Here is a 16,453-nt window from a genome sequence, read left to right as displayed (position 1 = left end):
TGATATTTTTATTATTTTGATAGAGCAGCACATGCCTGCTTAAAATCTTCGAGCGTATTGAAGTTAGTCAGCTTTTGCCACTCTTTGCTAAATCGTACAGCTTGCACCAATGGCTGAATAAACTGCATCACTCTACGCTGTCCGCTATCTATATAGGCCTTCAAATCAGGCTCGATACTTAGCTGATACAGGCCTAACAATGGATATAGGTGACTGTCATCTTTTAAGCAAATCACATTCTTATCAGCAGCAAGGCTTATTTCACACTGTAATTTCTGCCACAAGTCAGTTGCTGGTATTAAGCTATCGCAGCTAATAACCAGTAACCACGATGGTTGTACGTTTTTTGATACGCCTGAATCATTCAAATCGCTCAATGTTTGTAAGGCTGATTCGATAGCCACCAGTGCGCCGCCAGTTTTAATCAGCTCATCATGCTTATTAGAGTCAACATCAGTACCATAATCAGCAATATGAATAATAGGCGCATTGGGTTTTTCTAAATGGACATCTAAACCAGTCTGAAAGCCGCGACCATTATCTGCAATCAATATAGGAACTTGTAACTTGTTCGCATGACGAACATGATAGTTTAACAGCTGCTCACCTGACGGTAGCGTCAACATAGCCTTAGCCGTTCCCATACGTCTAGATGCACCGCCTGCCAAGATAACCACACCTGCCAAACCATCCAGATTATTTGAGCAATCTGTTACTACGCTATTATCTTTCAGATTTGATTGTATATCGCTCATAGCTCAATTATTTATAACTCAATCATGACTAGGGTTTTGTGCCAAAAAATGCGGCACAAAATTGCACGGACGAGTACGACTGTCAAACTGATCTTTTAAGATATTTTCCCAACCCGTACGGCAAGCACCAGAAGAGCCTGGTAGACAGAATATACCCGTACCATTGGCCATACCAGCAACTGCTCGCGATTGTACGGTAGACATACCGATTTCATCTTTTGAGATTAAACGGAACATTTCACCAAAACCATCGATTGATTTATCAAACAGTACACTCACAGCTTCTGGCATGCTATCTCTAATAAAGAACCCTGTGCCGCCAGTGGTAATAACCGCATGAACGTCTGGGCTAGCAATCCAGCCACTAATGACTGCGCGAATTTGGTAAATATCGTCGGTAATTAACTGACGATCTGCTAAATGATGCCCTGCTTCGGTCAAGCTATCTACTAAGTACTGGCCTGACGTATCTTCTGCCAGCGTACGGCTATCGGAAACAGTCAATACAGCAATATTAAGTGGTGTAAATTGTGCAGCAGGCTTACTCATAAATAATCCTTTATAGATGTCATTTTATAATTGTATTAAAGATCCGTTGTATCAAAAAAGCTATGTTAAAAACGATTGCGTTGGAAAACAGTCTCTATCAGCGTCATGATTGCAGACTTGGAATATCTTAACCACCGATTATCGATAGATTGTGCATGATGCCACTGTTAGAGTCATGCAGATGATGATGCTCAGGCTTGATTGGCATAAAACTATGTAAAGTGTTAACCAGTCCTTGGATATCGTCTTGCTGTAGGTATGGACGGATATCATAGTTGCCTTGATCAAACAGACACAAATGCACCTTGCCTTGGCTGCTTACACGCAAGCGGTTACAGGTATCACAGAAGTGCGCCGCATATGGGGCAATCATACCGATACGACCGATATACTCAGGGTGACTGTACTCTACTGCTGGACCATCGGCACTACCGCGCTCATGCGGCTGCCAGCCATTTTCTAACAAGTAATCGGTGATAATATCAGACTGGGCATGCTGAGCAAAAAACAAATCGCTATTATCACTGGTCTGCATAAATTCGATAAAGCGATAGGTCACTTGTCTGTCTTTGACATAGTCGATCGCCGTGATTAAGTTCTCAAAAGCAGTCTCTGCCATCAAGACACTATTTATTTTGAGTTTGATATCAGTCGTTTCTAACAATGTATCCATGTCAGCCAATATCTGCGGCAAGGTATCAAAGCCTGTCATTTTATGAAAGGTAGCAGCATCAAAACTGTCCATACTGATATTGAGCTGATCAAGTCCAGCAGCTTGCCAGTTGGCTATATGTTTACCCAATTTATAACCGTTGCTGGTCATCGCGACCGTCTCGATACCGTCAGTCTGCTTAATCGTTTCGATGATTTCGACAACATCACGACGAATAGAAGGCTCACCACCTGTAATTCTAACTTTTTTAGTACCTACTTGAGCAAAGCCGCGTACCAAGGTGGCAATTTCAGAGATACTCAGCTCATCATCAGGGCGTTTACCTTGATAGCCATTTGGCAGGCAATACTCACAGCGAAAATTACAAAAGTCAGTAATAGACAGACGCAAGTATGTCAGACGCCGTGCAAACCCATCGGTTAGCGGCTGTTGATAGTCACTCATCTGCTCAGTAGGCACAACTAACGAAGGCTCTATGCAGCCATCAGATAATGCCGGTGCCAAGCTCGGTGAATACAGTTGCGGGCTGTCTATTTTGTGTTTGTCATCTATGTTGTCATCAATCATATGTTACTGCCATCAGTACTGCTTACTATAAGCACTACTTTGTTATTCGTGTTTAGCATACCAGTGTAAGGTTACTCTCTAGCATTGTATGACAACCTTACAATAAATTGGCAAACGATGAATTAGCGATGTAGCCAAGGAAACGGTTGTACAACGACGTCATTACCAGCTGCTACGTTCCCACTGTCTTTGTCCAATACAATAAAGCAATTGGCGCGGCTCAACTGTTTGATTCTATGTGACTGCTGTCTTGAGAAACACTCAACTTGATAATGACCTGTATCGTCTCGTGACAATACGCCACGCTGAAAGTCTTTGCGGCCGGGAGATTTTCTGATATCACTGATAAGTTTGGCTTTGATCGTTAGCGGCATCGGCTGCTCTGACACGCTAGCACCTGACATTTGCCACAATGCAGGTATCACAAACTGTAACGTACCCACAACCGTAGAGAGCGGATTGCCCGGTAGGCCAAAATACAGTACTGGCTTATCGAGATTTTTATTCAATTCACCAAATACAAAAGGCTTACCAGGCTTCATCGCCACTTTATAATGGTTAATCTGACCTAATGTTTCGATCACAGTGGTCAAAAAATCATAGTCACCAACAGAGACACCTGCAGTCGATATCAGTACATCACAGTCCTGCATAGCCTCATTAACTGCGATAGTTGTCTGCTCTAGGTTATCAGGGATAATGCCATAATCACGAATAGTGATAGGCAAATCTGACAGTAGGCTTTTGAGCGTTGGGGTATTCGAGTTATATATTTGGGCTAGGCTTTGTAACTCATTACCAATAGCCACGAGCTCATCACCTGTTGCCAACACGCCTACAACGAGCGGTTGGAACACGTTCACTTGGCTAATACCAAGGTTGGCAAGTAAGCTAATATCTGCAGGATTAAGGCGTTTACCGATTTTTAATACGGCTTCGCCAGACTCAATCTCTTCGCCTTGTGAGCGGATATTACTGTCAACTTTGGCCGTTTGTGTAAGCTTGATGTCGTAAGGTCGAGATTTATCAACGGTCGCTTTGATATCTGCAAAATTTGTATTCTCTTGCATAATGACCGTATCACAGCAATCTGGCACGACTGCACCAGTAAAAATCCGCACCCCTTGCCCTGACGCTGTCTCACCAGTATAAGCATTGCCAGCTTGCGACTCGCCAATAATTTCGATAGTACTGTTTTCTGATAACTCACTACCTTTGACAATCGCATAGCCATCCATTGCAGACAGGTTTTGTCGCGGCACATCAAAGGGTGAAGCAATATCTTGAGCCAATATATGGTTTAGGCTGTCTAACAACTCTAGAGTGTTGACAGCTCTTTTTTGTAGCGGAAAGTCAGTAATATGATAACTATCTATCCGTTGCTGTATCGCAGCTTGTAATTCTTCCATGGTAATCATAAGGTCACGCTCTTTCTGTCGTTCTAATTATTTATAATCGAAACTGTTATTAAAAATGGTCGTTAAAAAATGTCACTAAACACTATGAGTCAAAGTCATCTTTAAAAAATACATTATCTAGAGTCTATCATTCAAAGTATCAACTTTCTTGTATTAACCTTGTCCTGATAAGTTTTGAATAAAGCCAGATTACACTGGTCTTAATATTTGATATTTATTGCATTGTCCGTGGTGTTAAAGATGTCAGCAAAATCAGACATAGATTGAGACAAAAAAAGCACCTTGGCAAGGTGCTTTTTGTAGAACAAAGTAAGTTATCGTTTGTTGGCTAATGGCTAATTCATAATGGCTAAGTACGATTAAAAAGAGCCACTTTTATACAGTGTATAAACACCGTCAGTTTACCTCACCATCCAGCCAATGAAGACGCACTGTTTTGAGTAATGAATCCGTCTGGCGTTTGGCCGTTATCTGCTTGCCAGCGCTGGAATGCCGTGCGAGTATTGGTGCCCACGATACCATCAGCGCCTTTGGTATCGTAACCCATACTAGTCAAGCGACGTTGTAAGTTAGTCACTTGCGTGGTCGATAATGGACGCTCATAACGAGGCCAAGACTTTTGCAAACCGCTTTGTCCATTAATCGTTTTGCCTAGCAGACTAACACCCAGCGCATAGCTTGATGAGTTGTTATAGACTTTAATCACATCAAAGTTTGGACTTAGCAATAATACTGGACCGTCTTTACCAGCGGGTAACCATAGCTCCATCTGAGTATTGGCATCTAAGTAAACGTCAGCTATCGTATCGACACCCATCGCAGCCCATCTAGCGGCAGGTTGCTTACTACCAACCACTGAGTAATCAAACGAGGCTGGCACAGTTGCTTCATAAAACGGTGCTAAGCCACGAACCCAACCTGAGTTACTAAGATAGTTGGCCGTCGAGGCTAGCGCATCACCAGTCGCCCAAGGATTACGATGTCCATTACCATCACCATCAACCCCTTGTTTGAGCCAAGTCTCAGGGATAAACTGGGTTTGTCCCATACCGCCTGCCCAAGAACCATCCAGCTGTGACCATGATACGTCACCGCGTTGTAGCAAGGTCGCTAACGATAGCAACTGCGTTTCAGCGAATTCTTGACGACGACCATCATAGGCAAGGCTGGCAAGCGAACTTGGTAAATCGCTATTGCCGGTTACAGCACCGTACGATGACTCCATACCCCATATCGCAGCGATAATCTCTGCATTAACTCCATACTGAGACTCTAGCTGAGACAAATAAGCACGCTGCTCAGCAAATTTGCGTTTACCTACACTGACGCGTCCACTTGATACCGCAGAATCTACGTATTCCCATGGCATCTTAGAAAACTCGGGCTGACCTGAATCTAATGAGATGACTTGCTGATTTAGATAAGCAGAGTCAAGCAATCGACCAATCACTTGGGCATCATAGCCTGATGATATTGCACGCATAGAAAAGTCTGACTTCCAATCAGAAAAGCTACTGTAGCTAGGCTTTGGCGCAGGCTGCGGTTTTACGACTGGCGCAGGTGTTGGTTTGACCTGAACGGTTTGAGTTTGAGTAATCTCAACGCCGCCTTGACGAACAGGCTTACTTTGCATTGCCTGCTGGCTTGTACACCCGACCATCACTAATGCTGGCACAAAGGTGAGGTATTGCTTTTTTAATCTCATAAAAAATCTCAAACATGAATAAATAAAATGGCGCACAGTGGCCAAGCTATCCGTAGCTATTATTTAAGTCTAACGCCCAAGTACGCTACGTGGGTCAATAGGATTACCATTTAAGCGAACTTGAAACTCTAAGCCTACCTCATTGGTCTGACCACTGCTGCCCATACTGGCAATACGTTGACCACGCTGTACTGTATCACCCTCTTGCACCAATAATTGGCTATTGTGCGCGTAGGCTGTAATATAGTTATCACTATGACGAATCATAATTAGATTGCCATACTCTGGCAGACCGTTGCCTGAGTAAAGCACAGTTCCTGATTGGCTGGCAAGTACTGGATCACCAATCTTGCCTGCAAACCACATTCCCATATTGCCTGCAGCAGGGTCAATGTTACGAGTTACTGGGTTGCGCGTAGGATAATCATAACCAGAGGTCGAGTTGGCAGTGGCTTCATAAGCTGGTATTTGAGATTGGGTCACAGGTGGCGTATAAGTTGGCTGTGATTGAACTGGGGCACTGTAGCTATTGTTACTTGCAGTGGTTGCCGCATTGCCTTGCCATAGCTTGAGCCATTGCCCACTATAGATGGTGTATTTACTATCTAGATTGTTCATCGCTCCGATTTGGCGGTAGTTCAGACGATAGCGCGCTGCAATCTGGCTGACCGTATCGCCGCGTTGTACACGGTGATAGTTAGGGACGCCTTGCGCGTTAGTAATAATCTTAGGACCTGCTTGATTTGCTGATTGATAGGTAGGCTTCGTTGCACAGCCGACGACAGATAGAGTAGCGACTGCCATAGTGCCAATCAAAGCGGCTTTGACAAGGTGCGATCCAGCTATGATTTTTTTCATACAAGGTTCCTATTCTTTGTGTTGCTCATTCATTGTTTAATCATTCAAAAGATCTTAATGCCATACATCTTAATGTCATACAAGAGTCTTCTGATATTCTCATAACACGTCAGTGTTTAATAAGCCGGTATGGATTATATCTTATAGAATTTATAGCGCGAGTGTTGATAATCTATCCACCAATGCCATTGGCGTATGATGTAGGCGTACTGGTGATAAACTGACATACCCTGCCGCTACGGCTTGATAATCGGTCATCACATCCTGCTTCGCTTGTACCGCATCGATTGATGTCTCTAGTGGTCGCTCATTTTTACCTTTTCGTAGAGACAACCAATATGCATCTCGGCCGCGTGGATCTATCATATGGCGTACTGGCTGAGCAGCCTGCTTATGGCCTAGCGAGGTTATTTTTCGACCCTTGATATCATCAGCATGCTGCACATCAGGAATATTAACGTTTAATACATGATAGGGCAAACTTTTGAGCATCTCTAAAATCGAAGTCTCAGTAAGCAGTTTGACGATTTCATGTGCGGCCACTTGATAATCACTGGCTGATTCTTGCCCGCCGTTTTTGACACCTCCGCCTACCAAAGACGTTGCTATAGCAGGGATACCAGATAGTTGCGCAGTCAATGCAGCACCGAACGTACCAGAGAACATCACATCTTGTCCCAAGTTAGCCCCTGAATTAATGCCTGTAATCACGCAGTCAAAGTCAGTATCACGATACAACTCATGGATTGCTAGATAAACACAATCAGCTGGTGAACCATTTACCGCTACAAATCCAGAAGGCAACTGATGCGTGTGCAGTGGTCTTGAGACACTCAGCGCGCTGGCATAGCCGCTTTGTTCATCGTTGGGAGCGACGACCACCACTTCGCCGATAGTCGTTAACGCCTGAAATAGTGCCAATAATCCTGGCGCATACACACCGTCATCATTACTAATTAAAAATCTCATTTCTGCTCAGTATGTGGTTAATATTTTATTATCTGTCTTTCTACATCTCTATTCAGTAATTCTGCTATCGTGGCATATCTGTTCAAGATATGGCATAAAAATACGATGCCCATATCTAAAATGAAAACATGATACTCTAATTCTCCAACGACATGACGCCTCAGTCTAGTGAAAAAGTATCATTTTGATAGCTGGGCGATTATAACTGAATAATATAAAGACACGAACCCTGTCGTTAGCAAAGTATCATGTTCTTCTTATACTAATGATTATATGAGGAAAATAGCGTGACAAATATTTTTATAGAACGGATGACAACCAGTAGATTAAGCATCGCGTTACAATAAGCAACACCCCACAACAATACAAACCGATGTACTGATACTGAAGTAACGTCATTAGGGTATGCTACTGATATGTTGCTAAAAAATGGTTTTGGCTCACAAGATATCTACACATAAATCAATATTTTATGTGACTTTTGTTTTTTTACCGATTAACATATGACCATTAAATAAAGACGAGCGAGTGTAATACTGAATGAATAAACAATCGATATTATCTATAGCTTCTGTGATAGCAAATACTGCCTCAAAAGTTGGGATTGCAGGACTGATAACGTCTGTTGCTATGCTGTCTCAAGCTTCTAATGCTGCGAATAACTCTGGCACTACCATTCCGCTAGACATGTCTGGCATTAACATTACTAAGCACGAAATTGCGGTGATGCAGGTACTATCAGAGATATGCCCACCAATGCTAAATGGTAAGCAAAAACAGCGGTTCTATAAGTCGTACACTGTGCAGCTGCATGAGCTAATGCCTTCTCTAGAAGATCCAAAAGCAGCTATTCAATACTTATCTACACAGCAAGACTATCGCCAGATACTACAAGGTATTCGTAGTTGGACGATGGGATTCTCAAAGCAAGAAAACAAAGCACTATGTGAAGATTTGGCAAACGCAGATTATTAGACAACTAGCTAGTTTAATTCAATGACTAGCGTCACCTGCTTAATGTGTTAATAATATTGCTATTAATGATAATAAAATAAAAGCTATGTACTCTTTATAACATCGGTTAAGCAAAGTTTATCAACTGATTGTTTAGATATCTGTAGCATCAAAGCTTGCTGTCACTTTACTTGTTATTCACAAGCAGTGCAGCAGGCTTTTTTGTGAGCGTTGAATTTTTATTACAGAGACTGGTCAGATGATAGTCAGAACAAATATATGATAGGCCTTCATTTTTCTTTTCAAACTTGCCTTATTTTTGTATTTATTGATTCCCCATCGGTAGTCATTTTGCTAAGATAAGGCGTTAATTTTATGTCTATTGTGTAGGCGTTACTATTTTCGTCGATACATTATTTTAAACACTGCATTTAAGACATGCTGCTTGAAATAATGTATGGAAATAGGTACAAAACATAAGCGATAGATACATTTGGTTCCATGATGCGGTGTAATGATATATGACAGTAAAGCGTGTAAAAAATCAGCTGATACAGCTGGTAGTTGGTGTAAGTATCTCGATGAGTGCAGTAGTGGCAAACGCAGCCATTCAACCACCTGAAATGGACAATACTGCCTATGTGTTGATGGACTATAACACTGGCGAAATTTTGGCTCAAAAGAACGCCAATGAGGCACTGCCGCCAGCATCTCTGACTAAGATGATGACCAGTTATATCATTGAGCAACGCTTAGCATCAGGCGACCTGAAAGAAGATGAACAGGTGTTGATGAGCCCAAACGCGTGGTGCCGTGGTAGCAGCAGCCAATCTTGTATGTATGTACCTGTGAACAAAACCGCCAGCGTCATCGATATGCTACGCGGTATTATCATTCAATCAGGTAATGATGCATCAAAAGCCATGGCTGAACATATTGCTGGCAGCGAAGCCTCGTTTGCGATCTTGATGAACGAACAAGCGCAAAAAATTGGCATGGAGAACTCTAACTTTGTCAATGCTACTGGTATGCCTGATGAAGGTCATTTAGCATCTGCTTTGGATTTGTCTAAACTTGCGCGCGCTATTATCAAAAACAGCGGCGACTACTATAGTATCTACGCAGAAAAAGAGTTTACTTATAACGGTATTACCCAAGGTAACCGTAATGCTCTGCTGATTACTGACCCAACCGTTGATGGCCTAAAAACGGGCCACACTGATGCGGCAGGCTACTGCTTAGTAGCATCAAGCAACCGCGAAGGCATGCGCCTAATCTCTGTCATTATGGGTACCAAGAGCCAACAGGCTCGCGCCGATCAGTCACGCGAACTACTTAACTGGGGTTTCGGTCACTTTACAACGGTTACTAAAGCACCTACTGGACAGTTCGTTAGTAAGCTTCCAGTATGGTTTGGAGAAGCTGAAGAGGTAGAACTGGCAACTGGCGACAACTTGCAAATTCTAACCAGCAAAACACAGAAAAACAAAATCACCACAGTGGTCGACATTCCTGAGAGCTTAGAAGCACCGATCAAGAAAGGTCAAGAAGTTGGTAAAATGATGGCTGTAATCGATGGTAAAGCGGTAGCCTCAGTTCCAATTATCGCAACCAATGATATCGAACAGTCTGGCTTTATGAGCCGTACGTGGGAACATATCGTGCGCTGGGTAAAGAATCTTCTCTAAGAGAAACCTTTAAAAAGCAATTCTAGCTAAAAACTGTTTAAAAAAAAGACGCCTCAAAATGGGCGTCTTTTTTCTTTTTATGCTTACTTTAATTCAACAGTGCTTCGATAGTAAAAAATATGAAAAATGCTACCTAGTAAAATAAACCTAACTAGGAACACGGATTTAATAGAACCGTACTACGTCTAAACCAACCATTGTTTTAATAGGTCGCTTAACGCTTTGTCTTTATAAGTAGCAATATGACAATAGTCAATGCCAGCTGCTTTTAAACCATACTCAAAACTGTCTACATAGCGCGCCCGATGCTGCGGATACCAATATACCAATAACGCCCGATGCTCGCTCTTACTGCCCACATCGCTTTCATACTGACGAATGCGTTTGGCCAGCATCTCAGCTTTTTCTGGGAAAACATCTTCAGCAAACATTACCATGTCAACTTTCTGCTTACGCATCTCCTCTACGACAAGCTGGTTACCTTGGCGACAAATAATCGTAGCCCCTAGGTATTCCAGTTCCTCTAACAAGGAGCCTGTCTCGTGATAGTAATAATAAATAATCGTTAGGCCAGACAATAAGCGCTGCTGTTTTGATTGCTGTTGATTGGGCATCGCTATGGTCAGCGTAAACTGTGTACCTACGCCAAGCACACTATCCACATCTATAGTAGCACCCATAAGCTGCGCCATTTGTCTAACGATTGGCAAGCCAACCCCTGAGCCTTCATACTGGCGAGTTTGCGACGAATCCACCTGAAAGAATGGGTTAAATATATCGTCTAGGTGCTCATTATCGATACCAATGCCCGTATCTTTCACACTAATCTGCCAGCGATTACTCTTATTAAAATGTGTCAGTTGCGACGTAATCGTAACTTTTCCAACAGGCGTGAACTTAATCGCATTATTAAGCAGTATCGATAGTATCTGATGTATCTTCTCTGAGTCACCGTATAGGCTATAGTCTATATGATGAATATTACTAACCAGCTCTAGCCCTTTTTGAGTAGCCGTATTTTCAAACTTAGCTAGCAGATCAGCGATTAGCTGTAATGGGTTAAACTCATTTTTATGAATTCTTATCTGGCCTTTTTGGATCTGGTTCAGCTGTATAATATGATCTAACGACAATACCAATTTATCACTACCACTACTGATAATCTCTACCGCGTCTTTTTGCTCTCTGTTTAGAGCCTCATGATCTAATAGTTGTAAACCACCTACAATTGCATTCAACGACGTTTTTAATTCATGAGAAATCATGCTTTGAAAATTATGCAATTGCACATCAAGTGATACATCTTTATTGTGTAATTGCTGTTCAAAGGCCGCAAGGGTTTCATAACCTTGCCTCGCTTCTTGTAAACGATTAAATAACACAATTAATGCTTTTTTGATTTGGGTCAGTTCTTGGAAATTGAATTGTTGCGGGATGACTGGCAGTTGCTCTAGATTTGCGTTGTCTATGACAATGTCACAAACATCGGTCAATGTTTCGATATCTCTGACTGGCCAATTAAGCTTCCTAAAAATGTATAAGGCAAACATAACAATCAGTACCACTGTTGTTAGCCATAACCACAGGATATTTTGGAACCAATGTAAACGTAGCAATTCTACGTCCATCGTAATATTAATATAACCAATCAATGTGCTATTTTCGGTAACTGTATCAGTCGCCTTATCTGGCGCTGACGATTCGCTCATAATGTTTGATAAAGTCAGTGCTAACTGTTGATTAGAATCGGACTTATTGAACGCCACAATACTGGCATCGAGGTCTTTACTAATCACCGGATAGTTGAAACTGACCGTATGCGCAAATAAAGCATTTTTCCAATCAGCAAGCGACTGGTCTATATCCTCAATTGGCTCAGAAGTGGAATAGAAAACAATACTTTGAATAGTCGGCTCATTTTCTAACAAGATATTAACTTGTTCGGCTACGACATCTGCGCCATCTGCGGTCGATGCGCTAGTCGTTAGTAGCGATGCCAATTGTTGAATATGCTGTTCTTTTTCTTGATAGTGATGCACTAAACCATAAAGAAAAGGCAATAAAAAACCTGCCAGCACTGCCAATACGACAGCTTGTATGACAGAACGCCAGATAAGTACGGGTATGGTTTGAAACGAACGGTTGTTCATATCACTCTACTGAGTCGCGGGCAGCTTTCATTTATAGTACAGGTATTTTAAAGATGTGATAAGTAAAACATTTGAGTATTTTTGAAGCATTGAGACAGCTATTTATAGGCCCAAACTATAGCGTATTAATAGAAAAATGTCATCGCGCTATCGAACGCGATGACATTAATCATAAAGCTAAAGATATAAAGCCTAAAATACGAGGATTAACGAGGCTTTTTATCTTTGGTAGTAAATTTCTGTGATCGATTACGCTCACGCTGGCGCAATTGCTGAGCTTTTGCCTTAGTCGGTGTGTCGCTCTTATTCGCATATGGATTGTCGTTTTGCTTCAAGATAACGTTAAGCGGTGTGCCTTCTAGCTTAAACACTTGACGGAATTGGTTCTCTAGATAACGTTGATAGCTCTTAGGAAGCGCACTGGTTTGGTTACCATGAATAACAATAACGGGTGGATTGTGGCCACCAATATGCGCATAACGTAACTTGATACGACGACCGGCAACGGTCGGTGGCGGATTGGCCGTTACCGCATCTTGTAAAATCTGAGTCAAACGGTTGGTCGATACTTCAAACATCGAAGATTTATACGCACGTAAAATAGACGGATATAAATTACCGACACCTGTACCATGCAGTGCTGAAATCAAATGTATTTTTACATAAGGAATAAAGCTAAAACGGCGATCCATTTCAAGCTTGATATAGTCTCTTTGATCTTGTGTTAGACCATCCCATTTGTTGATCGCAACGACTAACGCTCGTCCAGCGTCAAGCGCATAACCAATCATATGCAAATCTTGATCCACGATACCTTCGTGAGCATCAATAACAATCACAGTTACGTTAGAATCTTCAATCGCTTGCAAGGTCTTAATGACAGAGAATTTTTCTACTTTTTCATCGATTTTACCGCGGCGACGTACACCAGCAGTGTCGATCAAAACATAGTCGCGACCTTCACGCTGATAAGGAATATAAATACTATCACGCGTTGTGCCTGGCATATCGAACACCACTACTCGGTCTTCGCCAAGCAGGCGGTTGACGAGCGTCGATTTACCCACGTTTGGACGACCAATAATGGCAAGCTTCAAGCCTCTTGGCTCTACTATGTTTTCTTGCTCAGGCATATCAGCCGTTAGCACTTCAAGCAAATTGCCCACACCGCGACCATGACTGGCTGCCATCGGATACGGCTCGCCCAATCCTAGTGCATAAAACTCAGCAGGTGCTGCATCATGTACACCGTCGACTTTATTGGCAACAACATAGACAGGCTTGCCTAACGTATGCAAAAATTTACCAATTTCAGCGTCAGCGCCAATCATGCCGGCACGAGCGTCAACGACGAATACGATGATATCTGCTTCATGGATTGCTGTATGCGACTGCTCAGACATATAGTCATCAATATTACCGCTACCGTCATCAGCTTCACCGATACCACCCGTATCTACAACGATAAAGGATTTGTCTTCATAAGTTGCATCACCGTACTGACGGTCACGAGTCAATCCTGAAAGGTCAGCGACCAATGCCTGCCGACTTTTTGTGAACTGATTAAATAAGGTGGATTTACCGACGTTTGGACGACCAATTAAGGCGACCACAGGCTTGATACTCATGGGTTACTCTCAGTGAAAGGCACAATGACGGGCAGTACAGTTATTCTTATAACCAGTGACATAACAATAGTAATAGATATGCTGCAATTGACCGTGAATTAAAATGAATGATAGAACAATAGCAAAAATAATAGATGGCTATTTTACGATTAAAAATAGTATATAGGATGGCTTCATTATACCTATTATACATAAATAAGTAGTATATATGGATAGCACATCGGTCGCATAGAGTACGCGAAAGCCTGTGTTTAAACAAGCAATTTACACAAGGCACTAAACGCTGACTAAGCAGCGTTTGTGTTTTATAAATGATAATCAAGAATAGGCTTAAGGGCTATAGTGAAATATTACACTTCGTTAATCACCGATAAGCACCTATCCGTATAGCTATTAGCGTAATAACTGCCAGATAGCAACTTGTCCTGACGTACTTTGAGTCATTAAACGGCTACCTTGAACTTGCAAGTTGGTCAACGCACCTTTTGTCTCTACACGACTAACGATGCTACCCGTAGCAGGATCAAACAAATGCACTACGCCATCGAAATCACCAATGGCGATATAGTTGCCAATCATCACAGGATTGGTAAGATCACGATAAGCCAGTTCGTCACTTTCCCATAGCGTCTCGCCACTGTTGCGATCATAAGCAACTACTTTGCCATCTAGACTGGTAGCAATGACTTGCTGAGGATTTACCGCCAGTGATTTGAGACTCGCAATTTCATTGACGAACATCACCTGACGTGAGGCCAAATCAATACCTAATAGCTGACCACTATAGCTGATCGCAAATAACTGATTTTTATCTACGATAGGTTTGCCATCGACATCGCTCATACGCTCAACTTCACTACTACCAGCGCCTACGCCAACACGTCTTGACCATAGCGGAAGACCGTTATCAACAGTAATTGCATGCAAACGACCATCAGCTGTCGCCAAAAGTGCCGTCTCATTGTCTAATAAAGTTGGCGCAGCGCTACCGCGAACGCTGATAACAGGTACTTGAGTTGCGAACTGCCATACTGACTGTCCAGTTTGCAGCGACAGACCATGTAAGAAACCATCATTCGCTGATAATACCACACGATTATTAGTAATCAGTGCTGGTGTCAACACCGAACCTGACAACTGCTGCTGCCAACGCTTTGCACCAGTCGTGCTATCAAACGCCATGACCTTGCCACCACGAGTACTAACAATAGCTGTCTGACTTAATGCGTCTACTGCAACACCGCCGGTGATTTGGTCGTCAACATTGATTGACCATACACGCTCGCCTGCACTATTAAACCCTGACAGCTCACCACCGCGTGATGCAGTAACGATTTGACCATTAGCATAGCCAACTTGCAAATCTAACGGATCCTTTTTGCTGGCTTTTTTGTTGCCAACATCGGTACTAAATACGGGTTGTAGTACGATAATCGGCTGAGCGATTTGTACCAATTTTACCGGGTCATTAACGACCGGCTTAATACCGCGATTACATCCAATCACTGCCGTGCTCATTACTGCCAGTACGGCCACATGCATAACTGTCTTTTTGATAGTCTTGGTGTTTAACATTTTGCTAGAGCGAATAGATTGAGTCATTGTATGTTCTCACTACAGATAAATTATTATTAATTGGTAAATTGGCCAACAGCAAATTAGTAATCATTAGGTTATATTAAAAAAGAGCTTTGGATGATTACCAACTTTCAATACTATCCTACTGACTTACTGCCCTGCTTCGACAGTGACTTCATTCGAGGTATCCATCACTAGCGACGGCTCAGGAGCAGATGGCTCTTGAATAAGACTGGTTTGCTCAGCAATCGGCTCAGCCGTGATACCTAAGCTTTCCATCTTTAATGCCAATACTGCACGCGTTTCTTGACGGCTACGTAATAGCTCCCACGCATTGCTATAAGATTTAATTGCTGAATCTTTATTGTCTTGCGCTAAGTAAATATCCCCTAGTAGCTCCTGCTGACTTGCTTCAAACGAGCTTGGCATATCATTATTTGCTTCTGATAGTGCAGCATCTGTATCACCTGCGGCCAATAATGTTTTTGCATAGCGTAAACGAGTAATCGCTTCTAGACCAGCATCACCCAAATCAATGGCCAATGCTTTTTTGAATGTCTCAGTCGCTGCTGCAAAGTCATCATTGTCTACTTGTTGACGTGCTTTTATCATTAGCGCTTGCCATGCATAAACCGACTCACCGTGCGTGCTGACCAAAGTATCAATATCTTTGTCTAGCTGGCCACGACTTTGGGTAAGTGCTTCTTGAGCCTCTGCCTCTAAATCTGGGTTTTGCGAGGCCAATTTAACCTCTTCATTTAGCTGCTGAATATCAGCATATTGATCGGCGGCAACGGTATCTACTCGCGCATGGTTGTTTTGCCAGTATGTCCAACCAAAGTAAGCGGCCAGTGCTAACAAAATCGCAGTGACGATATAACTACCATATTGCTTTAGCGCTTGCATGGAGTTATCTGCATTCGGCGAATTAGGTGTCAGAGCCATATATATTTACCTGATA

Annotated in this window: 13 protein-coding genes; 2 read left to right on the top strand and 11 right to left on the bottom strand. The window is 42.5% G+C overall.

The annotated features are described in order from the left end of the window. Positions 1-11 precede the first annotated feature (11 nt). From mobA to surE, 7 genes are all read right to left on the bottom strand, one after another. On the bottom strand, positions 12-755 hold the full coding sequence (mobA, locus tag ABFV72_RS00425; RefSeq protein WP_347161761.1) for a molybdenum cofactor guanylyltransferase: 744 nt from the start codon (positions 753-755) through the stop codon (positions 12-14). A gap of 18 nt (positions 756-773) precedes the next feature. Continuing rightward, complete coding sequence (moaB, locus tag ABFV72_RS00420; RefSeq protein WP_102078147.1) at positions 774-1,304, bottom strand: molybdenum cofactor biosynthesis protein B; 531 nt, start codon at positions 1,302-1,304, stop codon at positions 774-776. Positions 1,305-1,431: 127 nt separating this feature from the next. Continuing rightward, the gene (gene moaA / locus ABFV72_RS00415) at positions 1,432-2,544 is read right to left on the bottom strand and encodes a GTP 3',8-cyclase MoaA (RefSeq protein WP_347161759.1); all 1,113 of its coding nucleotides are present in this window, start codon (positions 2,542-2,544) and stop codon (positions 1,432-1,434) included. A gap of 122 nt (positions 2,545-2,666) precedes the next feature. After that, positions 2,667-3,962, bottom strand: a complete 1,296-nt coding sequence (locus ABFV72_RS00410) for a molybdopterin molybdotransferase MoeA (protein ID WP_347161757.1) — start codon at positions 3,960-3,962, stop codon at positions 2,667-2,669. Between the two features lie 406 nt (positions 3,963-4,368). Further along, the gene (locus ABFV72_RS00405) at positions 4,369-5,667 is read right to left on the bottom strand and encodes a lytic murein transglycosylase (RefSeq protein WP_347161755.1); all 1,299 of its coding nucleotides are present in this window, start codon (positions 5,665-5,667) and stop codon (positions 4,369-4,371) included. Positions 5,668-5,736: 69 nt separating this feature from the next. After that, complete coding sequence (locus ABFV72_RS00400) at positions 5,737-6,525, bottom strand: peptidoglycan DD-metalloendopeptidase family protein (protein WP_347161754.1); 789 nt, start codon at positions 6,523-6,525, stop codon at positions 5,737-5,739. 150 nt (positions 6,526-6,675) lie between these two features. Beyond that, positions 6,676-7,494, bottom strand: coding sequence for a 5'/3'-nucleotidase SurE (gene surE / locus ABFV72_RS00395; protein WP_347161752.1), 819 nt, complete (start codon positions 7,492-7,494; stop codon positions 6,676-6,678). 540 nt (positions 7,495-8,034) lie between these two features. Between surE and ABFV72_RS00390 the strand changes: the two genes are divergently transcribed. Continuing rightward, positions 8,035-8,469: an MCR_0457 family protein gene (locus ABFV72_RS00390; RefSeq protein WP_057759051.1), complete on the top strand. Its 435-nt coding sequence runs from the start codon at positions 8,035-8,037 to the stop codon at positions 8,467-8,469. Positions 8,470-8,969: 500 nt separating this feature from the next. Next, entirely contained in the window at positions 8,970-10,136 is a 1,167-nt protein-coding gene (locus tag ABFV72_RS00385; RefSeq protein ID WP_347161750.1) for a D-alanyl-D-alanine carboxypeptidase family protein, read from the top strand. 185 nt (positions 10,137-10,321) lie between these two features. Here ABFV72_RS00385 and ABFV72_RS00380 read toward each other — a convergent pair whose 3' ends face one another. From ABFV72_RS00380 to ABFV72_RS00365, 4 genes are all read right to left on the bottom strand, one after another. Beyond that, positions 10,322-12,286, bottom strand: coding sequence for a sensor histidine kinase (locus ABFV72_RS00380; protein WP_347161748.1), 1,965 nt, complete (start codon positions 12,284-12,286; stop codon positions 10,322-10,324). 206 nt (positions 12,287-12,492) lie between these two features. After that, entirely contained in the window at positions 12,493-13,914 is a 1,422-nt protein-coding gene (der, locus tag ABFV72_RS00375; protein WP_057759046.1) for a ribosome biogenesis GTPase Der, read from the bottom strand. 393 nt (positions 13,915-14,307) lie between these two features. Beyond that, positions 14,308-15,516 carry an outer membrane protein assembly factor BamB gene (gene bamB, locus ABFV72_RS00370; protein ID WP_347161746.1) on the bottom strand — a complete coding sequence of 403 codons (1,209 nt, stop codon included), beginning with the start codon at positions 15,514-15,516 and terminating at the stop codon, positions 14,308-14,310. 126 nt (positions 15,517-15,642) lie between these two features. Next, a complete protein-coding gene (locus tag ABFV72_RS00365; protein WP_347161745.1) occupies positions 15,643-16,437 on the bottom strand; it encodes a YfgM family protein in 795 nt (264 codons plus the stop codon). Between the last annotated feature and the right edge of the window lie 16 nt (positions 16,438-16,453).

Origin of the sequence: Psychrobacter proteolyticus (assembly GCF_039762275.1) — a bacterium.
Classification (GTDB): domain Bacteria; phylum Pseudomonadota; class Gammaproteobacteria; order Pseudomonadales; family Moraxellaceae; genus Psychrobacter; species Psychrobacter proteolyticus_C.
This window is presented reverse-complemented; position numbering and strand designations above follow the sequence as displayed.